General features: G+C 52.5%; 16 protein-coding genes. 8 read left to right on the top strand and 8 right to left on the bottom strand.

What is annotated here, in order from left to right; translation table 11 throughout:
• Position 1: 1 nt before the first annotated feature.
• Both fetB and fetA read right to left on the bottom strand, forming a co-directional pair.
• Positions 2-784 carry an iron efflux ABC transporter permease subunit FetB gene (fetB, locus tag AC2TE5_RS05290; RefSeq protein ID WP_213328795.1) on the bottom strand — a complete coding sequence of 261 codons (783 nt, stop codon included), beginning with the start codon at positions 782-784 and terminating at the stop codon, positions 2-4.
• Positions 777-1,448, bottom strand: a complete 672-nt coding sequence (gene fetA, locus AC2TE5_RS05285) for an iron efflux ABC transporter ATP-binding subunit FetA (RefSeq protein ID WP_484612780.1) — start codon at positions 1,446-1,448, stop codon at positions 777-779. The genes fetB and fetA overlap by 8 nt, the downstream gene beginning before the upstream one ends.
• Positions 1,449-1,591: 143 nt before the next feature.
• Between fetA and AC2TE5_RS05280 the strand changes: the two genes are divergently transcribed.
• From AC2TE5_RS05280 to AC2TE5_RS05270, 3 genes are read left to right on the top strand one after another with little or no spacing between them, the layout of a single operon-like run.
• Positions 1,592-2,443, top strand: a complete 852-nt coding sequence (locus AC2TE5_RS05280; protein WP_484612779.1) for a hypothetical protein — start codon at positions 1,592-1,594, stop codon at positions 2,441-2,443.
• Between the two features lie 43 nt (positions 2,444-2,486).
• Positions 2,487-3,401 carry an SPFH domain-containing protein gene (locus AC2TE5_RS05275; protein WP_148243994.1) on the top strand — a complete coding sequence of 305 codons (915 nt, stop codon included), beginning with the start codon at positions 2,487-2,489 and terminating at the stop codon, positions 3,399-3,401.
• Complete coding sequence (locus AC2TE5_RS05270) at positions 3,398-3,850, top strand: NfeD family protein (protein WP_484612778.1); 453 nt, start codon at positions 3,398-3,400, stop codon at positions 3,848-3,850. The genes AC2TE5_RS05275 and AC2TE5_RS05270 overlap by 4 nt, the downstream gene beginning before the upstream one ends.
• Here the strand turns inward: AC2TE5_RS05270 and cueR are convergent.
• The 3 genes from cueR to AC2TE5_RS05255 form a co-directional block, all read right to left on the bottom strand.
• Positions 3,847-4,257 (bottom strand): Cu(I)-responsive transcriptional regulator, encoded by a 411-nt coding sequence (gene cueR / locus AC2TE5_RS05265; protein WP_029741038.1) that lies wholly within the window; start codon positions 4,255-4,257, stop codon positions 3,847-3,849. The two genes, AC2TE5_RS05270 and cueR, sit on opposite strands and share 4 nt — an antisense overlap.
• Before the next feature lie 955 nt (positions 4,258-5,212).
• Positions 5,213-7,900, bottom strand: coding sequence for a ParA family protein (locus AC2TE5_RS05260; RefSeq protein ID WP_484612777.1), 2,688 nt, complete (start codon positions 7,898-7,900; stop codon positions 5,213-5,215).
• A gap of 1 nt (position 7,901) precedes the next feature.
• Positions 7,902-8,336, bottom strand: coding sequence for a hypothetical protein (locus tag AC2TE5_RS05255; RefSeq protein WP_048225936.1), 435 nt, complete (start codon positions 8,334-8,336; stop codon positions 7,902-7,904).
• An 883-nt stretch (positions 8,337-9,219) separates the two neighbouring features.
• Between AC2TE5_RS05255 and copA the strand changes: the two genes are divergently transcribed.
• The 3 genes from copA (at position 9,220) to ybaK (ending at position 13,242) form a co-directional block, all read left to right on the top strand.
• A complete protein-coding gene (copA, locus tag AC2TE5_RS05250) occupies positions 9,220-11,718 on the top strand; it encodes a copper-exporting P-type ATPase CopA (RefSeq protein WP_484612776.1) in 2,499 nt (832 codons plus the stop codon).
• A gap of 50 nt (positions 11,719-11,768) precedes the next feature.
• The gene (locus AC2TE5_RS05245) at positions 11,769-12,563 is read left to right on the top strand and encodes a TraB/GumN family protein (protein ID WP_121425563.1); all 795 of its coding nucleotides are present in this window, start codon (positions 11,769-11,771) and stop codon (positions 12,561-12,563) included.
• 199 nt (positions 12,564-12,762) lie between these two features.
• Positions 12,763-13,242: a Cys-tRNA(Pro)/Cys-tRNA(Cys) deacylase YbaK gene (gene ybaK, locus AC2TE5_RS05240; protein ID WP_045909742.1), complete on the top strand. Its 480-nt coding sequence runs from the start codon at positions 12,763-12,765 to the stop codon at positions 13,240-13,242.
• Between the two features lie 122 nt (positions 13,243-13,364).
• Here ybaK and ushA read toward each other — a convergent pair whose 3' ends face one another.
• A complete protein-coding gene (gene ushA / locus AC2TE5_RS05235; RefSeq protein ID WP_484612775.1) occupies positions 13,365-15,017 on the bottom strand; it encodes a bifunctional UDP-sugar hydrolase/5'-nucleotidase UshA in 1,653 nt (550 codons plus the stop codon).
• Between the two features lie 169 nt (positions 15,018-15,186).
• On the opposite strand from ushA, the gene AC2TE5_RS05230 reads away from it, so the two are divergent.
• Positions 15,187-16,395 (top strand): MFS transporter, encoded by a 1,209-nt coding sequence (locus AC2TE5_RS05230; RefSeq protein ID WP_064673428.1) that lies wholly within the window; start codon positions 15,187-15,189, stop codon positions 16,393-16,395.
• A 229-nt stretch (positions 16,396-16,624) separates the two neighbouring features.
• The gene (gene ybaL, locus AC2TE5_RS05225) at positions 16,625-18,301 is read left to right on the top strand and encodes a YbaL family putative K(+) efflux transporter (protein ID WP_121425566.1); all 1,677 of its coding nucleotides are present in this window, start codon (positions 16,625-16,627) and stop codon (positions 18,299-18,301) included.
• 92 nt (positions 18,302-18,393) lie between these two features.
• On the opposite strand, the gene AC2TE5_RS05220 is transcribed toward ybaL, so the two are convergent.
• Both AC2TE5_RS05220 and hemH read right to left on the bottom strand, forming a co-directional pair.
• The gene (locus AC2TE5_RS05220; RefSeq protein ID WP_484612774.1) at positions 18,394-19,698 is read right to left on the bottom strand and encodes an inosine/guanosine kinase; all 1,305 of its coding nucleotides are present in this window, start codon (positions 19,696-19,698) and stop codon (positions 18,394-18,396) included.
• Positions 19,699-19,760: 62 nt separating this feature from the next.
• The gene (hemH, locus tag AC2TE5_RS05215; protein ID WP_484612773.1) at positions 19,761-20,723 is read right to left on the bottom strand and encodes a ferrochelatase; all 963 of its coding nucleotides are present in this window, start codon (positions 20,721-20,723) and stop codon (positions 19,761-19,763) included.
• Positions 20,724-20,801 lie beyond the last annotated feature (78 nt).

Below are 20,801 nucleotides of genomic sequence, written 5' to 3'. Positions count from 1 at the left end.
ATCAGCGCACGTTTTTCAACTGCGTCACCACCAGCTGGTGGCGCGCGTTGTAGAACTTCCGATAGGTCAGGTAGCAGGCAATGATGGTTGACAGGCTTGCCGTGGAGAGCAGCATAAACGTCACCATGATCTGATACTTAATCGCTTTTACCGGATCGATACCGGCAAAAATCAGCCCCGACATCATGCCCGGCAGGCTCACCAGCCCCACCGTTTTGGCTGAATCTACCGTTGGGATCAGCGATGAGCGAATGCTCTCACGAATCAGCCGCGCCGAGGCTACCTTAGGCGTCGCCCCCAGGCTTAATTTCTCCTGCAGCTGCTGCTGTTCACTGCTGAATCGCTGGCCGAGATTGTTATAACACAGCCCAACGGCCACCATGGCGTTCCCCGCAATCATCCCGGAGATAGGGATAACCTGCATCGGCGTAAACGTAATCGAGCCGGAGAGCACCAGCACCGCCAGGGTGAGCGCCGTCCCGGTGGTAATGGCGATAAACGACGAGATAAACGCCTTATCAATGTATTTACTGCGCTTTTTCGCATTCCACGCCGCGTTGAAACAGATAAAGAGCACCATCAGCAGCGTCAGCACCGCGTGGTTGACGTTGAATATATACTTCAGCACATAGCCAACGATGATGAGCTGAATTACCGCGCGGCAGATACTCCACACTATATCTTTTTCCAGCCCCAGCTTTTCCCGGTAGCTGACCACAATCGCAATCAATACCAGCACCATCGAAAACGCCAGCGATTCATTGGTAATGTTATGCTCACCCACGGTTTGCCTCCTGCATTTTCCCGCCGTGCGGCTGAAGCGTAATCACGTCATCCGCATGGGTAATTTCGTTAGCGTCGTGCGTCACCCACAGCACGGCAATATTCTGCTCCCGGGCGTAGCGATGAATAATCTCGTTGACGTTGCGTTTGTTGGCGTCATCGAGCGCGCTGGTAATTTCGTCCAGCAAAAGCACCTTCGGTAAAAACTGAAGATTACGGATCAGCGAGACGCGCTGCTTTTCTCCCCCCGACAGCGCAGTGACAGATTTGGTTAACGTCTCCTGCGCCAGGCCAAAGCGGGCCAGATCGCTGATAAATTTTTCCGGCTCCGGCGTTTTATTGCGGATTTGCCATGGGAAAATCAGGTTGTCGTAAACCGTATCGCCAAAAAGCGCGGGGGTTTGCACGCAGTAGGAGACCTGCTGGCGATAACTTTCCGGGGACAGCGTTGCGATATCCTCTCCTTCAAACAGAATGGTTCCCTCCGTCGGGCTGAGGAGGGAAGCCACAATCTTCAGCAGCGTGCTTTTACCGCAGCCTGAGGGGCCCGTGATGAGTTTAAACTCGCCCGGCGACAGGCTAAATCCGACGTGTTGAAGAATAATGTTTTCCCCGACACGAAATCCGATATCCCTGAGTTCTAATCGTTTTTTGTTGTCGTTCATTGCGCTTCCGTTAACCGCTTCGTGTAATAACCGTCTGTAGCATAATCCTTTCGTCCGCACAGAGCGAATAGCCTCACGCTTAAGCAAGTGCTAAACTTTTTGTTTGTTATTTGTCACCACCATCACTACAGGAAGTATGCGACATGGCACATATCTTTTATGAGTTTCCTTCCCTGAAGCCTGGTGTTCCTGATGTCGAAACATTAATGGAAGTCATCAAATCGTCGGAACTCACGCGTTTTGTCATTGGTGCAGAGGTGGTGGATTTTGTTAAGAAGGCGCTTATCGTGAACACCACGATCGGCAGTTTCAAAAACTGCTATTTCGCCTTCGACAACGGGACACACTTCCTGGAATTTGACGGCAAGGGAAAATCAAAACGCTTCAATGAGGTACCCGACTGGTTTATCTCTCCGGCTGAATTTTCCCGTACCCAGTGGCTTATCAACCACAGTCTTGCGGATGTAAAGGCTACCCGGTTCATTGACGTGCTGATGTCCTACCCGCTGAAAGAGCGCCGCGCGCACTGTAATTTGTTATTCGGGCTGGAGCTGGAAAAGCTGAATGCGGTTCCGGCCGCAGCGTCAGCCGCAGGGAAAATCGGCAATAAAAACGGTAAAACAACCAAACCGCGCGTGACCGATCTGGGATCGTTTGAATTGTTCAGCCAGTTCTTTGCACGCATGAAAACCGCAGTGCTGGCCGACGAGTTCCCCACCCTGCAGGTTCTGACGGGCATGGATAATCTGACAAAAGCGCCGCATAATTTAAAGCAAGGTATCAGAACGTGGTTCAAAGCCATCGCGGGCGACCTTCCCCCCAATAACAAGCGCGTAGAAGCGGGGAATGCCGTTCTGTTCTGCGCCCCTATCCGCGAACAGATCCAGCGTATTGAAGCGCTGGGGCTGGAGAAGTACTACCAGGGATTATCCAAAGCCATTGCCGAAGCGGGTGATGGCTTCATCTCTGACTTTACCTATACTTACGAGCAATAAACACACACATCTCTCGTCACAGCATGCAAAACAGGAGGTTTTTATGCTTATCGTTGTTCCTGTCCTTATTTTCGTTGCGCTGGTTATTGTGGGCGCAGGCGTCAAAATTGTCCCTCAGGGTTATCAGTGGACCGTTGAGCGTTTCGGTCGATACACCAACACGCTCCAGCCGGGCTTAAGCCTGATTGTTCCGTTCATGGACAGAATTGGTCGCAAGATCAACATGATGGAACAGGTGCTGGACATTCCTTCTCAGGAGATCATCTCCAAGGATAACGCCAACGTCACCATCGACGCCGTCTGCTTTATTCAGGTGATTGATGCGCCGAAAGCGGCGTATGAGGTCAGCAACCTGGAGCTGGCGATCGTCAACCTGACGATGACCAACATCCGTACCGTGCTCGGCTCGATGGAGCTGGACGAGATGCTTTCCCAGCGCGACAGCATCAATACCCGCCTGCTGCACATCGTCGATGAGGCAACGAACCCGTGGGGGATCAAAGTTACCCGTATTGAGATCCGCGACGTGCGCCCACCGGCGGAGCTGATCGCCTCCATGAACGCCCAGATGAAGGCCGAGCGAACCAAGCGCGCCTACATTCTGGAAGCCGAAGGGGTGCGTCAGGCGGAGATCCTCAAAGCGGAAGGTGAAAAACAGTCGCAGATCCTGAAAGCCGAGGGCGAACGTCAGTCCGCATTCTTACAGGCGGAAGCGCGTGAACGTTCGGCAGAAGCGGAAGCCCGTGCGACCCAGATGGTGTCTGAGGCGATTGCCGCCGGTGATATCCAGGCCGTGAACTACTTCGTCGCGCAAAAATATACCGACGCGCTGAAAGAGATCGGCTCCGCGAACAACAGCAAGGTGGTGATGATGCCGCTGGATGCCAGCAGCCTGATGGGCTCTATCGCCGGTATTGCCGAGCTGATTAAAGATAGCGGAAACGAGCGTAAAAAATGATTGAGCCGATCGTTGCACATCCTCACGCCTTCTGGCTAAGCCTCGGTGGCTTACTGCTGGCGGCGGAGATGCTGGGCGGCAACGGCTACCTGCTCTGGAGCGGTGTTGCCGCTGTCATTACTGGCCTTCTGGTCTGGATCCTTCCGCTGGACTGGGCGTGGCAGGGCGCGCTGTTTGCCGTGCTCACGCTGGTGGCCGCGTGGCTGTGGTGGCGCTGGCTAAACCGGCGGGTTAAGGAGCAGAAGCCGCTGGACGCGCACCTTAACCAGCGCGGACAGCAGATTGTCGGCAAGCGTTTTACGCTCGACACCGCGCTGGTGAACGGGCGCGGGCATATGCGCGTGGGCGACAGCTCGTGGCCGGTGGTCGCCGACGACGACCTCAGCGCCGGCACGCGGGTTGAGGTCATTGCGGTAGAAGGCATTACCCTGCGGGTGAAAGCCTGCTAAGCAGAAGCCTTACGATGACAGCAGCCGGCAAGATTGTCGATAATCGGGCAGTCGGCGCCGTCATCTCCCGGACAGGATTCCGCGAGCTGCAGCAGCTGTTCGCGCATCGCCTGCAGCTCGATGATGTGGCGTTCGATCTCGGCCACTTTTTCCAGCGTGCGTTTTTTCACGTCGGCGCTGTGACGCTTCGGATCGTTAAACAGGTTAACCAGCTCGCCGCACTCTTCCAGATTAAAACCGACCTGCCTTGCCTGGCGCAGCAGCGTCAGCTCATCAATATGCAGTTTCGTATAGCTGCGGTAGCCGTTTTCGCTGCGCAGCGGTGGCGTCACCAGCCCCTTCTCTTCATAAAAGCGGATTGCCTTGCTGGTTAAGCCGGTTTTTTTTGCCACGTCACTGATATTCACATTTCCCCCTTGACCTTCCCCTTGATGGCGGGATTCTGACAAGCGCCACGGTAATTTACTATATTAAGCCTATTTGTTAAATACTTAGCTTGACCTCAAATTCCCAGTATTTCCTACAGAGTGTGGACATAGTGTAGATGTTACTTAAAGCGGATTATAGCTTAAAGCGTTCCGCAAAAGTTTGGTTGAGAATACCTGTTGTATACTATCTGATAGGGAAAATGAAGCCCAGCTATTCAGACCACTCCGATAAAGTGTTTGACCTTAAGGATGCGTCTGCGACTTCATGAGCTAATGTCAAAACTACATTTAGACTAAAAACAACTTCATCATCCGAATCACAGTAATAGATATCAGTATATAATGTACGCGAAAGGTCGGAAAAATTTGAATTAGTAGGTTGAGCCATGAATAGCGTGGATATGAATGTTAGAAAGTTCATAACCACATACCGCAGCGGCAGAAATAGCCCGCTTAAGAGTTTGAGTTTCTGGGGACTAGCATCATCAGCAGCAACGGCGGCCTCGGAATATAATATCAAGAAGGTAAAAAGTTATCTATTTTTCATGCTTAGCAAGTGTCATTTACTTCCAGCAATAACTGATCTGGCGCTACCTGTTCAGTAATGGACGAAGAATAAGAAGAAACTCAGGAAAAAACGCAGACTTTTGAACGAGCTCTAAGTGTTTATTTTTCATGCATGACGTGATACTTCCCGCGCTTATTATTATAAAAAGATTCATGAAGATAATAGGTGGCATCAATTATTGTGCATTATTTCACATCATCTTGAATCTGTTTTATGTCCGAAAAAATCATAGATTTAAAGAAAAATTATTCATTAAAAAAAACTTAAAATTATAAATACTGTCTTCTTTTCTGTGCGAAATTAGCATGACCATCACGATGCAAGCGTGATGGTCATAATTATTTACTCAACTCATTCCAAGAAAAATTAAAAGGGAATACCCCCTAAGTTTCTTTTCAACAAAGCTTGAACTCGCGGTCTTCCACCACCGGCAGATGTAAAGTTTAGGCCCCACCTATATATTTCTGGCAAGAAATATCTATCATCTGAGTTTTGATCTTTATCTTCATAAATAATTCCGAGTTCTTTTAGTGAGTTTAAAAGCTCTAATGATAATCCAACATCTAATGGATTAAATGGCACTTTTTTCACTTCCTTAGGTATTTCTTCAAGCGTTGTACGCCAGTCATTCAACGATTTTATTTCGCTTGCCGTTTCTGATACCTTCTCTGCACTACATGCTGGCAAAGATTTTCGAATAGCTTCTGGTGCAAGAACACGATCAGACCAGAGTTCATTTTTGATTCCTATACTTTGTGTTTGCAGCATAGCTTCCGCAGAAAACTTAAGGAATCTAACAATATCTCTTGCTTGCAATTTTCCATTTAAATCACAAATTGCAGCGAAAACCCATCTGGCCGTATTAGCTTCTTTAGAGTTATCTCTGCCTAATTTTTTCCCCCACAGTTTTTCAAGCGCACTCAAGAGATTGTCACTATTTAATTTATCCGCTGCATGGGGATTGGCATCAATAATGGATGATTTTCCAGCAACCCAGTATGCTAAACGAAGAAATGATTCTGGCGTCCACTCAAGTCTGAATGGTTGATATCTTGAGACAAACTGTGAGAAGTTTTGTTTAATTACAGTTTGAACATAATCCGCTCGAATAAAACATATAAGCCCAAGTCTCCTATCGGTTATTTCTGCGAGCGCATTTGGCAATTGTAGCAGTGCCTTAATAGCATTTCTTTGCACTTCATTTTTATCAGGTGAGTCAAATAAATCTTCAACTCCATCCACTAATAAAAGTAATGATTTTTCTTTTAGAGAAAGTATATCATTTAGTTCTTGAAGAGATTTTGCCTCACCTCCAAGTTCTGACAACAGAAATTCAATCCAAAATTCATCCCAATTAGTATTTGGTACATCTAAGGCCGCTTTAACTTTTTTTGCTGCTGCATCAAGATTTGTTTCAGACCCAAACCCTAGAGTAAATAATGACTCTCTCCTGATTGAACGAACCTTTTCTCCTGCGGCATCGAGGTTTGTTGAGGCCAGCAGAGGAAAAACAACTGCATCAGCGGTAGAAGTAACACCTGTATTTATCTTTCTATGGAATTCACCCCAACTTCCAGAAAGACAAATCTGGATATAAGTAAATGTTTTGCCAGCACCTTTTGCACCTATAGATACAGCATTAGGAATGGTGTCTGTATAATGTTTTGCGAGATTTCGGAGAGGATCCGTAACAAGCATGTCATTTGCATCTATATTTTCTGCAAATTGAAACTTACTACATGTATCGTATAACTTTTGTGCCTCTGATGTGTTTTTAGTATTTTGACTACTAACAACTGGCGCAGCTAAATCCTTTTCAGATGATTGTAATGAACTCGCCCAATCTTTAGCTGAGTTATAAAGCGTAGATTGTGATAACGCTTCATATGCATCTCTTATTGAGGAAAGACTCATTAGCGACTGATTAAAATCAACTTCAAGCCATTCAATTCCTTGCCCCAAGACGTCTGAATCGTCAGCTGGGTAGGCGGAGTTTAACATTTCGGTAGCGGTCGTATATGCTGGTAATTTTCTGAGTTGATCTGTTAAAAGGCTAACAACCACCGACGGTTTTTCCTTCTCAGACATTAAAGGATTCTGAATAGCCTGTGAATTGTGTAAGCGCGATAATATTTCAGACATACCTTTAACAGACTGTGGAGCGACAGTGGTAACAAAATAATGTTCAATACGCGGGTCAAAAATAATCGGGCTTGCAAGTTCGCTGAGGCCAGCCCTCAAATCAATCAAAACAGCATCTACATCTAAAGCTTGTCCTAACCTCATTAGATACTCACTCAGTACCCATGGATTATCTAGATTTTTAGATAAATGCTCAGGTGTAACTGGCATGTCCATTACCGCAGTAAGGTCATGAGATGAAGGCAATACAAAGATCTCTTTACTTGGCCCATCAATATTAATAGACGTTTTTCTGAGTTCGTTTGCAAAGTAATTTATAATTTCTTCTTGCGAACTAGGCGAATAATGTATTGCTTCGACATAGTTTATAAATGATACCGTAGGTTTATTTTCGTCATCCAGCCAAAAACTTATGCCAGGTGCTTCTAAATCAGCATCGATTAGCAAAATCTTTGCTTGATCTTTTGAATTGAGCACAGCTGTTGCATATGTCATCAACGATGTAGTTCTACCAACACCTCCTTTGAATGAGTGAAACGCAGCCATATGAGGCCCTTCTCTCCACTCTTCGGGGGTATTCATACCTACTCCGGGATTGTAAACATGTTCTTTCCAAAGTGGATAAATAGGTTTTTTATTCTTTTGACCATTATCAGTTGATATAAATTCTATGGGATAGATTTCTTTATTCAAATCAAAGAGGATATGAGGTTCTTCGACAAATGCAATGTTTTTCCCAAAAGTATTCCCTAACCACTCTAATGTAGGTAAAAGCTCACCTGAGTATTCAATTTCCATTCCAGAGCTATAGCAATAAATTGCATGAATATAATCAGGATATTGTGTTTTATTATTGCTAACTCTCTTTAGTTGTCTTTCGACATCTAACCAGGTTATTAATTTTCCATTCATATCATAATTCCTTATTAATCCAAGCATTTATCTGCAAAAGCTTCTGTTCTAAAATGAGATCTGAAATAACTCCGGGGCCATTCAACTTTCCACCATAACGCCATACTTGATTTAACTGGCTGACGTGGCAGTTTCTGGGTGTTGATGTCCTATTGATGGTACAATTTTTCATCGAAACCCCCTCAGGAAGCAATTGAGCCTTTGGCAGAAGAACAAGATTAGCGATTTTATTTAAGTCATGTGAGAGTAAGCCAGCATTCTCTTCATCAATGATGTCTAAATTTCTTTGTGTGAGAAACACCGCTTTCAAACCACATTCAACAGCATAAAAAAGAAGCAGTCTGTGCGGGTTTTGTCGTGGCTCAACATCAGAAACAGCAGTTGCTTCTCTCCAGGCTCGCGTGAGCTCTTGTTTTGTAAAAGGTAGCTTAGCCATTCTCAGTCGTTATCCTTGGCAAAAATATTTGTGTATGTTTATACCAATACAGTTGGAGTAGAGTATGTGTAGACCATTCTTCACTATAGTAAATACCAATACAAAAATACGCAAAGTTTATCCCCACCAAAGACATGCAAAAATTAAAATGGCTTTGCGCTTCCTTCACGATATCGACCTCAGATGCATCACATACTGCTATACGCGTTGCGATTGACTAAAAAGTTGAGGATTATGTGCTGGAAAGGTGACGAAACGAATGAGCCTAAGTAACACAAACCATTATAATTTGTTGATTTTTTTTACGAAAAGTTAAGCGGCTCACGTACTAAAGTGTAATAATGATCAGTAGGGTAGCTCTGTTTAGTGGCTAAGAAAATGCCCGTAGCCCGTTACACCGTTCACTTAAGTTTTTTTGAGTTCATGAGGTAATGGTTTTTTAGATGCTAACAAGCCTTTCTTTGACCCACTTTCGCCTTTCCGTTAGGGTAAATAGCCTCACATTCCTCTACAGATTATTTAATTTCATTTGTTATGCTCATGTAACAACAGCTCATCATAAAGCTATCTCATCGCCATCACGAAGCTTATTAGAAACGAAGACAACACTGCTTACTCCGCTATCTGACACATCCCAATTCGGAGCAAGTCATCCATTGTAATACAATAACTTAGAAGACTTGTAGCTATAACTTTGTGCAAATACGTAAAACCAATTTCAGACGATGAACCTTCTTTTTCACTGGCAATGAAAAAAGCCTAACTCATTAAGCAACTTTTGAGCTTGACCTTCCCCTTGATGGAAGGTTTAACCTTCATAACAGTTAGCGAAAAGCGTTACTCCGGTCAACTACTGACCAGTTCATTATACGGGAGTTTTGTTATGTCTCACACTATCGACCTGACGCTGGACGGCCTCTCATGCGGCCACTGTGTCAAACGCGTTAAAGAAAGCCTGGAACAGCGCCCTGACGTTGAAAGCGCTGATGTGACTATCGATCGTGCCGCCGTGACCGGCAGCGCCAGCGCGGATGCGCTAATCGATACCATCAAGCAGGCCGGTTACGGGGCGGAGTTAAGCCACCCAAAGGCTAAACCGCTGGCAGAGTCATCATCCCCGTCGGAAGCGCTGACAGCGGCCACTCCTGAGCTTCCGGCAGCTGATGATATTGACGACAGCCAACAGCTGCTGATCAACGGCATGAGCTGCGCCAGCTGCGTCTCCCGGGTACAAAACGCCTTACAGGCGGTACCGGGCGTCGCGCAGGCACGGGTCAACCTCGCGGAGCGCACTGCGCTGGTGATGGGCAGCGCCTCCGCAGCAGATTTAGTGCAGGCCGTAGAGAAAGCGGGCTACGGGGCGGAGGCCATCGAAGATGACGCCGAGCGCCGCGAGCGCCAGCAGGAAACGGCTATTGCCACCATGAAACGCTTCCGCTGGCAGGCGATTGTCGCTCTGCTGGTCGGGGTGCCGGTCATGGTGTGGGGGATGATCGGCGACAACATGATGGTCACCGACGACAACCGCACGCTGTGGCTGGTGATTGGTGTCATTACCCTGGGCGTGATGATCTTCGCGGGGGGCCATTTCTATACCAGCGCCTGGAAGAGCCTGAAAAACCGCACCGCGACGATGGATACGCTGGTGGCGCTCGGTACCGGCGCGGCGTGGCTCTATTCGATGAGCGTGAACGCCTGGCCCCAGTGGTTCCCGATGGAGGCGCGCCATCTCTACTATGAAGCGAGCGCGATGATTATCGGCCTGATTAACCTGGGCCATATGCTGGAAGCCCGCGCCCGTCAGCGCTCCTCGAAAGCGCTGGAAAGATTGCTTGATTTAACCCCGCCGACGGCCCGCGTGGTCACGGACGAGGGGGAGAAAAGCGTCCCGCTGGCGGAAGTTCAGCCCGGCATGACGCTGCGCCTGACGACGGGCGATCGCGTTCCCGTTGACGGTAAGATAACCCAGGGCGAAGCCTGGCTGGATGAAGCGATGCTGACCGGCGAGCCTATCCCTCAGCAGAAATCAGACGGCGACGCCGTTCATGCCGGTACGGTGGTGCAGGACGGCAGCGTGCTGTTTACCGCCAACGCCGTCGGCAGCCACACGACGCTGTCGCGTATCATCCGCATGGTGCGCCAGGCCCAGAGCAGCAAGCCGGAAATTGGCCAGCTTGCTGACAGAATCTCGGCCATTTTTGTGCCGGTGGTGGTCGGTATTGCCCTGCTGAGCGCGGCTATCTGGTATTTCTTCGGCCCCGCACCGCAGATTGTTTACACCCTGGTGATCGCCACCACGGTGCTGATCATCGCCTGTCCTTGCGCCCTTGGCCTGGCGACCCCAATGTCGATTATCTCCGGCGTAGGCCGCGCGGCCGAATTTGGCGTACTGGTACGGGATGCAGACGCGCTGCAGCGGGCCAGCACCCTCGACACGCTGGTGTTTGATAAAACCGGCACGCTGACCGAAGGCAAACCGCAGGTGGTGGCCGTCACTACCGCAGGCATTGCGCAAGAGGACGCGCTGCGTCTCGCCGCTGCGCTGGAGCAAGGTTCCAGCCATCCGCTGGCGCGCGCTATCCTCGATAAAGCAAATGCTTCTGCCCTGCCTCAGGTCAGCAATTTCCGCACCCTGCGCGGGCTCGGCGTCAGCGGTGAAGCAGAAGGCCACGCGCTGCTGCTGGGCAACCAGGCATTGCTCAATGAAAACGGTATTGATACCGCCGCGCTGGAAAGCGAGCTGAAAGCGCAGGCGTCTCAGGGCGCCACACCGGTTCTGCTGGCGGTGGATGGCAAAGCCGCCGCGCTGCTGGCCGTGCGCGATCCGCTTCGTCAGGACAGCGTGGATGCCCTGCAGCGCCTGCACCGCGCCGGCTACCGTCTGGTGATGCTGACCGGGGATAACCCGACCACCGCCAACGCCATCGCGAAAGAAGCCGGAATTGATGAGGTGATTGCAGGCGTACTGCCGGACGGTAAAGCGGACGCCATCAAGAAACTGCAAAGTCAGGGTCGTCAGGTGGCGATGGTCGGCGACGGCATCAACGATGCCCCGGCGCTGGCCCAGGCGGACGTGGGGATTGCCATGGGCGGCGGGAGCGATGTCGCCATTGAAACCGCTGCTATTACGCTGATGCGCCATAGCCTGATGGGGGTTGCCGACGCGCTGGCCATTTCAAAAGCCACGCTGCGCAACATGAAGCAGAACCTGCTGGGGGCATTTATCTATAACTCGCTCGGTATCCCGATCGCGGCCGGTATTTTGTGGCCGCTGACCGGCACGCTGCTTAATCCGGTGGTCGCGGGCGCGGCGATGGCGCTCTCCTCCATTACCGTGGTAAGCAACGCCAACCGGCTGCTGCGCTTTAAACCGAAGGATTGAACCTTGTACCCGTACGCGCTAGCATGAACTTTTCCATTCATGGAGCGCGTATGGGTCTGTTTAATCGTATAAAAGCATCGTTTCGCGCCCTCTTTCCTCGCCGTTACGCCTGGCCCGGTCTGGATATCTCTCTTCCCGGCGGGCAACACCTGCACCTGGTCGGCAGCATCCATATGGGTACGCAGGATATGTCTCCCCTGCCACCCGGCCTGATAAAACTGCTGAAACGCGCCGACGCGCTGGTCGTTGAGGCGGACATTTCGGGTCAGGAGTCACCGTTTGCCGGGCTCGAGAGCGATCTCACCCTGGCGGAACGTCTGGATGATGCCCAGCTTGCGGAACTGACGCGCGTCGCGGATGAAACCGGCGTGTCGCTCTCCATGATTGACACCCTGCCGCTCTGGCAAATTGCGATGGTGCTGCAGGCCACGCAGGCCCAGCGTCTGGGACTGCGCGGTGACTACGGCATTGATTACCAGTTGCTGAACGTGGCAAGGGCGCGCAGCCTGCCCATCATCGAGCTGGAAGGGACGGACAGCCAGATTGCGCTTCTGCGCCAGCTTCCCGACGACGGTCTGATGCTGCTGGATGATACGTTGACCCACTGGCACACCAACGCGCGCCTGCTGCAGACCATGATTGGCTGGTGGCTGGATGCGCCGCCTGAGGACGGTAAGCTGGCCTTACCGTCGACGTTCAGCGAATCGCTGTATGATGTGCTGATGAACGCGCGCAACAAAGCCTGGCGGCAGACGCTGCATGCGTTACCTGCGGGGCATTACGTGGTGGCGGTTGGGGCGTTACATTTGTACGGAGAAGGGAATTTGCCGTCACTGTTAAAATAAAAAAATGGCCAATATTTCTATTGGCCCGTCAAAGAGGAATTTCATCGTTTTTATTATGCCGAAGGAGACCTTCGGTTGAGCCGATTGTCGCTCAAAGTGACCATCACTGCCAATACTATTGCGCAAGATGGTGCTATTTTTTAGACAAACGTCAGGCGTATGCTGTTGGCATGATTTGTCTGTCGTAAGAAGGATAGCTATGACTCCCGCCGTTAAATTACTCGAAAAAAACAACATTTCTTTCCGGATCCACACTTACGATCACGATCCGAATGAGACTAACTTTGGTGATGAAGTGGTGCGCAAGCTGGGGCTGAACGCGGACCAGGTTTACAAAACGCTGCTGGTTGCGGTAAACGGTGATATGAAACACCTCGCCGTCGCGGTTACCCCGGTGGCGGGACAGCTGGATCTGAAGAAAGTCGCCAAAGCGCTGGGGGCGAAGAAGGTGGATATGGCGGATCCGATGGTGGCGCAACGCACTACCGGATATCTGGTGGGCGGGATCAGTCCGCTCGGGCAGAAAAAACGCCTGCCGACGCTGATCGACGCGCCTTCACAGGAGTTTGACACCATCTTTATATCAGGCGGCAAACGCGGGCTGGATATCGAGCTGGCGGCGGGCGATCTGGCGAAAATGCTGGACGCGAAGTTTGCGGATATTGCGCGCCGGGAGTAAAAGAAAAAGCCGGGTGGCGGCTACGAGGTAAAAGCAAAACGGTAACAGGCGTTACCGTTTTTTGTGTTCGCACCCTCTCCCGGTGGGAGAGGGTTGGGGTGAGGGCATCAGGCCGCACACCACTACTGCCAGCTCACCTCACCCTTCGGCTCATACGCATTCACATCAATCGGTGAATTCTGCTCGATGAACTGCTTCAGCACTTCCGCATCGATAAAGCCGGTATTCACGTAACCCGGTTTATTATCAATATGCGGATAGCCGTCGCCGCCGGTGGCGTTAAAGCTTAACGTTGCCAGACGGTACGTTTTAGCCGGATCAACCGGTTCGCCTTTGATCTTCAGGTCGCTAAGCTTGCCGTCTTTCGCGACGAAGCTGACGTTCGCAAACTGCGGATAGGCCCCGGAATCCGGCTTCATCTGCGCCACGGCGGTCAGGTAGTCAATCACCTCTTTCCCGCTCATGTCCGCATAGACCACCACGTTGCCGAACGGCTGTACCTTCAGGACGTCTTTATAGGTAATGTTTCCACCTTCGATGGAATCACGAATACCGCCGCCGCTCATTACGCCAAAGTCCGCACCGGTACGCGCCATTTGCGCCGCCAGCACCAGGTGGCCCATGTTGGTCTGCACGAAGCGAACTTTACTGCGGTCCCCCTCCAGACGACCGTTCAGCGTGCCGATTTTCACGTCCAGCTGCGCCTTGCCTTTGTTCTGGAACGGCGTCAGCAGAGAGAGCATCTGCTGGTTTTCTGCGATCTCTGGCGTGTAAAGTACGCGCTCACTTTTCCCGTCCGGGTAGGTGACTTTCTTCTTCAGGTTGACCGGGATGAGCTGATAGTGAACCAGCTTCATCTCGCCGTTACGGAACTCGAAATCCGCCCGGCCCACGTATTTGCCCCACTCGTGCGCCTGCACTATCCAGATACCGTTCTGACGGTCCGGCGCGCACGGCGTGCCCGGAACGTAGTCCACCTGCTTTTTGTTCTCCGAGGCCATGCACACCGGATCCTGTGAGTGACCACCCACAATCATCGCCAGCGAGCCCGCGGGCAGGCTGCGCGCCATCTCCACGTCGCCGGGAGCATTGGAGCCGTGCTCGCCGTTGTCGTAGTGCCCCATGTGCGTGGTGGCGATAATCACGTCCGGCTTTTCGTTTTGCTGCAGCTCCTGAATCACCAGCTTCGCTTCGTCTGCCGGTTTGCGGAATTCGATATCGGTAAAGAACTCGGGGTTACCAATTTTCGCCGTATCGTCGGTGGTTAAGCCGATGACCGCGATCTTCAGATCCTGACGCTTAAACAGCGCCCACGGCTTAAACAGGCGTTCGCCGGTGCTTTTCTGGTAAATATTGGCGGAGAGGAAGGGGAATTTGGCCCATTTTTCCTGCTGACGCAGCACGGTCAGGGGATTATCAAACTCATGGTTACCCACGGCCATCGCGTCGTAGCCAATCAGGTTCATGCCGCGAAAATCAGGTTCCGCGTCCTGTAAATCGGATTCCGGCATGCCGGTATTGATATCGCCCCCCGACAGCAGCAGCACGCTGCCACCCTGGGCCGCCACCTCTTTGCGGATGCCGTCCACCAGCGTTTTTTGTGCCGACAGGCCATATTCGCCGTATTCACTGCGCCAGAAATGACCGTGGTGATCGTTGGTATGCAGAATGGTGATTCTATAGGTTTTATCTTTTTCATACGCCTGCGCGGGCAGGCTTACCAGGCCCCATGCGGCGATGAGCGCCAGCGCGACGCCCCGCTTCATTAACTTCATCTTCTCTCTCCCTGACCAATAGACAAAGGCAAAAATTACAGTGACTAACAAGAATAGACAAATAAGTTTTCAGAATTGCGACTTTCTTCAAATGTCCCGGGCGGGTATGTTAGTCGGATAATAATTACACCCTGCATCTCTAATAACTAAAGACGTGGTACTTCTCTCTATGGCAATCAGTGAATCAACCCAGCCCGTTCCGGGCGCGCCGGCGTCGCGCACCTCCTTTAAAGTCTTAGGCGCAATCAGTCTCTCGCACCTGCTCAACGATATGATCCAGTCGTTGATTCTGGCCATTTATCCGTTGCTGCAGTCCGAGTTCTCACTTACCTTCGTGCAGATCGGGATGATCACCCTGACCTTCCAGCTGGCTTCCTCACTGCTGCAGCCGGTGGTGGGCTACTGGACGGATAAATACCCGATGCCGTGGTCGCTGCCGATCGGCATGTGCTTTACCTTAAGCGGGCTGGTGCTGCTGGCCATGGCGGGGAGTTTTGAAGCGGTGTTGGTTGCCGCCGCGCTGGTGGGTACCGGGTCGTCCGTCTTCCATCCGGAGTCCTCGCGCGTGGCGCGTATGGCTTCAGGGGGGCGTCACGGGCTGGCGCAGTCCCTCTTCCAGGTGGGCGGCAACTTTGGTAGCTCTCTCGGCCCGCTGCTGGCCGCGGTGATTATTGCCCCTTACGGTAAAGGCAACGTGGCATGGTTTGTGCTGGCCGCGCTGCTGGCGATTATCGTGCTGGCGCAGATCAGCCGCTGGTATGCCGCTCAGCATCGCGTGAACAAAGGGAAACCTAAAGCGAAGGTTATCAATCCCCTGCCGCGAAATAAGGTTATCCTGGCCGTCTCTGTGCTGCTGGTGCTGATTTTCTCGAAATACTTCTATATGGCGAGCATCAGCAGCTATTACACCTTTTATCTGATGCAAAAATTCGGATTATCGGTACAGAATGCGCAGATCCACCTGTTTGCCTTCCTGTTCGCCGTTGCGGCCGGTACGGTCATTGGCGGGCCTGTGGGGGATAAGATTGGGCGTAAATATGTCATTTGGGGCTCTATCCTCGGCGTGGCACCGTTTACCCTTATTTTGCCCTACGCGAGCCTTGAATGGACGGGGATTTTAACCGTGATTATTGGTTTTATCCTCGCTTCCGCCTTTTCCGCCATTCTGGTTTATGCCCAGGAGCTGCTGCCTGGCCGTATCGGTATGGTTTCCGGACTCTTTTTCGGTTTCGCCTTCGGCATGGGAGGGCTTGGCGCAGCGGTGTTAGGGATGGTTGCGGATCACACCAGCATCTTCCTGGTTTATAAAATCTGCGCTTTCCTGCCGCTTCTTGGGATGTTAACCATATTCCTGCCTGATAACCGTCATAAAGCCTGAATTACGGGTAGCCAAAGTTTGACTTTGGCTACCTGATACCCTGATGCCATAAGGGTTTCTTCTTCATCCCCTCGCTGAATTTATCAAAATGCGCTTTTTTACGTGCATATTGCTGTTTTATTCAAACTTCAACAATTATTCATAAACATAAGGGTAAAAATTGTCATAAACTATTACTCGGTTTTTTGGTTTTCGCCAAAAAGGAACACCCACAACGAAAGGAGACGGAATGCACCACGCCACACCGCTTATCACCACCATTGTTGGTGGACTTGTGCTCGCTTTTATCCTCGGCATGATTGCCAATAAACTGCGTATTTCTCCTCTTGTCGGCTATCTGTTAGCGGGTGTACTGGCGGGGCCGTTTACGCCAGGCTTTGTGGCGGATACCAAACTGGCCCCTGAGCTAGCGGAATTGGGCGTGATTCTGCTGATGTTTGGCGTCGGCCTGCACTTCTCCCTGAAGGATTTGATGGCGGTAAAGTCGATTGCCATACCGGGAGCGATCGCCCAGATAGGGGTGGCGACGCTGCTGGGGATGGCGCTTTCGGCGGTGCTGGGCTGGTCGTTAATGACCGGTATCGTTTTTGGGCTGTGTCTCTCAACCGCCAGTACCGTGGTGCTGCTGCGCGCGCTTGAAGAGAGACAGCTAATAGACAGCCAGCGCGGGCAAATCGCGATCGGCTGGCTGATTGTGGAAGATCTGGTGATGGTACTGACGCTGGTGCTGCTGCCTGCCGTCGCCGGGATGATGGAAAAAGACAACGTCGGCTTTGCCTCGCTGGCGCTGGATATGGGCATCACCATCGGTAAGGTGGTGGCGTTTATCGCCATCATGATGCTGGTGGGCCGCCGTCTGGTACCGTGGATCATGTCCCGCAGCGCGGCAACCGGCTCGCGCGAGCTGTTTACCCTCTCCGTGCTGGCGCTGGCGCTGGGAATCGCGTTTGGTGCCGTTGAGCTGTTTGATGTTTCATTTGCCCTGGGCGCGTTCTTCGCCGGCATGGTGCTGAACGAGTCCGAGCTGAGCCACCGCGCGGCGCACGATACTCTGCCGCTGCGCGACGCCTTCGCCGTGCTGTTCTTCGTCTCCGTCGGGATGCTGTTTGATCCGATGGTTCTGATTCACCAGCCGCTGGCCGTGCTGGGCACGCTGGCGATCATCATCTTTGGTAAGTCGCTTGCCGCCTTCTTCCTGGTACGGATGTTTGGCCACTCCCCGCGCACGGCGCTGACCATCGCCGCCAGCCTGGCGCAGATTGGTGAGTTCGCCTTTATTCTGGCCGGTCTGGGCATGGCCCTGAACCTGCTGCCGCAGGCGGGGCAGAACCTGGTGCTGGCGGGGGCGATTCTGTCGATTATGCTGAACCCGGTGCTGTTTGCCCTGCTGGAAAAATACCTCGATAAAACCGAAACCCTGGAAGAACAGACGCTCGAAGAGGCCATCGAAGAAGAGAAGCAGATCCCGGTGGATATTTGCAATCACGCCCTGCTGGTCGGCTTTGGCCGCGTGGGCAGCCTGCTCGGTGAGAAGCTGATGGCGCAGGGCATTCCGCTGGTGGTGATTGAGACCTCACGCACCCGCGTCGACGAGCTGCGCGAGCGCGGTATTCGTGCGGTGCTGGGCAATGCGGCAAACGAAGAGATCATGAATCTGGCGCACCTGGACTGCGCGCGCTGGCTGCTGCTGACCATACCTAACGGCTATGAAGCGGGTGAGATTGTAGCTTCGGCGCGCGAGAAGTGCCCAACGATTGAGATTATCGCCCGGGCGCATTATGACGACGAGGTGGAGTACATTACCGAGCGCGGTGCGAATAAGGTGGTAATGGGCGAACGCGAGATTGCGAATACCATGCTGACGCTGCTGGAGAAACCGCCGGTTGAAGAGGCTGTGACGGGTTAATTTGGTGCGGCCTGATGCCCTCACCCTAACCCTCTCCCACAGGGAGAGGGAACAAACACTAAAAACGGCAACCACAGGTTGCCGTTTTGCTTTTACCTGTCCCAGTACGCCTCTTCGAGGCTGTCTTCCCGTTCCGGCAGCCCACGCGTTAAGCGCGGAGAGTGCTGGTTCAGCACCTGATAGCTCACGCGGTTGGCATATTTACACACCTGCGCCAGCGACGAATAGGTCAGCCAGCTGAACTTGTGCTTGCTGGAGTTCGGCACGTTGGTTTTGTGGTAGGCGTTAGCGGTGATGTCGTGCAGCAGCGCGGCCAGCGCGCCGTCGCCCGCACCGTTGGTGTTCATGATCTTCTCCGGCCCGCCCATATAAGGCGCGATGTGGGAGTAGATACGCAGCGGGTTGGTGCAGTCTTTATGGCGCATGCCGCGGCTGAACTCGTACTGGTTGAACTCGGCAATCGCACCGGGCAGCAGCGGGTGCTGGGTTTTGCGCTTGCTCTCTTCTTCCGTAAAGCCGGCCATATACAGCCCGACAGGTCCGGCAGTGCAGAGCACCAGATCCACCCAGTCCAGCGCTTTATCGGACGCCAGCAGCGGATCGCTTTCGCCGGTCAGCGCTTCGGCCTCTTCTTCGTTCATCGCCAGAATCGAAACGTGCTCTTTCAGGAAGGCCTGCCACCACTCCGGATTATCGGCGATAACGAATTTGGTCCCCAGCGTCAGGACGACCGGGACATCGTACTTCTTCGCGTACTCGATCGCCTTCATGGTCGCTTCCGGCATCGGCTCGCCCGGCTTGCAGCGCACCAGATACGACGTCAGCACTAGCGCCGAGGCGCCCGCGATCACCTCTTCAGGAATACTCTCGGCGCACAGCTTGTTCATGTGGCCAGGGCTGATGGCAAAGGTACGCTCGCCGGACTCACCAATGAGGGTAAAGCAGCGGCCAATCGGCCCGTCAACGCCCTGCAGGTAGTTCAGATCGGTACGGCTGGAAGTGTTGCAGAGATAGCGGTAGGCATAGCCACCGATTTCGATATTGCTGCACATCACGCCGAGCAGCACCGAGCGGTCGTCTGCCAGGACGGAGTAGTTGTGCATGGTATTGCCGATGGTGCCACCGGCAAACTGATGGGTAATCAGGTTTTCGCGCACCAGCTCCTGATACAGCGCTTCGGCAACGTCGTCTTCAATCACCAGCGAATGCCCGGCGCTCAGACCGTAACGCGCAACAAACGCATCATCCACTTTGGCTTCAATATCCACCAGCGTCTGATCGATACCCACCACCCATGCGGCACTGGTTTCATTTTCAGGCTGGATTTGCTGCAGGAGCGGATCGCGAGCGTTAACGGGGAAGTAGTGTTTTGATTTACGTTTACCGGGAAATTTCATGGTCTGAACTGTGCAAGGAATCGAAGCCGGGAATGGTAGCACAAACCCGGCCTCAAGCGCGATCAGTGGCTTTTCGTCACCAGCGAGACCATCATGTCGATATGCTCAGGGGAGTCGTTAAGCGCCGGAATGTACTCGTACTTTTCGCCGCCAGCTTCCAGGAAAAATTCCCGGTTTTGTACCGCGATCTCCTCCAGCGTTTCCAGACAGTCGGCCGAGAAGCCCGGCGACATCACCTGAATGTGCTTCACGCCCTTCTCGCCCAGCATTTTGAGGGTTTCATCGGTGTACGGCGTCAGCCACGGCTCGCGGCCGAAGCGCGACTGGAAGGTCATCATCACCTTCTCCGGCGGCAGGCCAAGAGCGGAGACCAGCTCGCGCGTGGTATCGCGGCAGCGCTGCGGGTAATCATCCCCTTCGTTGGCGAAACGCTGCGGGATCCCGTGATAGGAAAGCAGCAGCAGATCCGGCTCGCCGTGCTTTTCAAACGACGCGCGCGCGCTGTTGGCAAGCGCCTGGATGTAGAGATCGTTATCCGCGTAGTCGCGAATAAAGGTCACGCCCGGAATGCGGCGGCGGGTCGCCAGAATGCGGGCCAGCTCGTCCCAGACGGCGGCCACCGTCGAGCAGGAATACTGCGGGTAGAGCGCCAGCACGACGATGTGGTCCACGCCCTGCGCCAGCAGTGATTCCACCGCGCTTTTCAGGGACGGTTTTCCGTAGCTCATGCCGAGCGCGACGGGCATATCCGGCAGGCGGGCGGCCAGCGCTTTTTCCTGGCGACGGCTGTAAACCATCAGCGGCGAGCCCTCTTCCATCCAGACGGACTGATAGAGTTTGGCGACGCGCGGAGAACGAATCGGCAGAATGACGCCACGCAGCAGCGGCCACCACAGCAGTCTCGGGAAATCCACGACGCGCGTGTCGCTTAAAAATTGTCGCAGGTAGCGTTTTACCGCGTCTGATGTAGGTGCTTCTGGAGTGCCCAGATTGGCAAGCAGGATGCCGGTTTTCGCCTGACTCATTCACGCCTCTTAACCATTTGATAGGTTGTCAATTGTAGCGGAAATGCGTTTAAACGAAACCCATTGCTGTAATAGGTA

The sequence above is a fragment of the Enterobacter sp. N5-15 genome (assembly GCF_057221635.1).
This window is presented reverse-complemented; position numbering and strand designations above follow the sequence as displayed.

Excerpts from the sequence above, each read along its gene's own strand:
- fetA (WP_484612780.1), bottom strand. The coding sequence starts at position 1,448 with ATGAACGACAACAAAAAACGATTAGAACTCAGGGATATCGGATTTCGT.
- AC2TE5_RS05260 (WP_484612777.1), bottom strand. The coding sequence starts at position 7,900 with ATGAATGGAAAATTAATAACCTGGTTAGATGTCGAAAGACAACTAAAG.
- ushA (WP_484612775.1), bottom strand. The coding sequence starts at position 15,017 with ATGAAGTTAATGAAGCGGGGCGTCGCGCTGGCGCTCATCGCCGCATGG.
- AC2TE5_RS05280 (WP_484612779.1), top strand. The coding sequence starts at position 1,592 with ATGGCACATATCTTTTATGAGTTTCCTTCCCTGAAGCCTGGTGTTCCT.
- ybaK (WP_045909742.1), top strand. The coding sequence starts at position 12,763 with ATGACTCCCGCCGTTAAATTACTCGAAAAAAACAACATTTCTTTCCGG.
- AC2TE5_RS05230 (WP_064673428.1), top strand. The coding sequence starts at position 15,187 with ATGGCAATCAGTGAATCAACCCAGCCCGTTCCGGGCGCGCCGGCGTCG.
- AC2TE5_RS05270 (WP_484612778.1), top strand. The coding sequence starts at position 3,398 with ATGATTGAGCCGATCGTTGCACATCCTCACGCCTTCTGGCTAAGCCTC.
- AC2TE5_RS05255 (WP_048225936.1), bottom strand. The coding sequence starts at position 8,336 with ATGGCTAAGCTACCTTTTACAAAACAAGAGCTCACGCGAGCCTGGAGA.
- AC2TE5_RS05245 (WP_121425563.1), top strand. The coding sequence starts at position 11,769 with ATGGGTCTGTTTAATCGTATAAAAGCATCGTTTCGCGCCCTCTTTCCT.
- hemH (WP_484612773.1), bottom strand. The coding sequence starts at position 20,723 with ATGAGTCAGGCGAAAACCGGCATCCTGCTTGCCAATCTGGGCACTCCA.
- copA (WP_484612776.1), top strand. The coding sequence starts at position 9,220 with ATGTCTCACACTATCGACCTGACGCTGGACGGCCTCTCATGCGGCCAC.
- ybaL (WP_121425566.1), top strand. The coding sequence starts at position 16,625 with ATGCACCACGCCACACCGCTTATCACCACCATTGTTGGTGGACTTGTG.
- AC2TE5_RS05220 (WP_484612774.1), bottom strand. The coding sequence starts at position 19,698 with ATGAAATTTCCCGGTAAACGTAAATCAAAACACTACTTCCCCGTTAAC.
- AC2TE5_RS05275 (WP_148243994.1), top strand. The coding sequence starts at position 2,487 with ATGCTTATCGTTGTTCCTGTCCTTATTTTCGTTGCGCTGGTTATTGTG.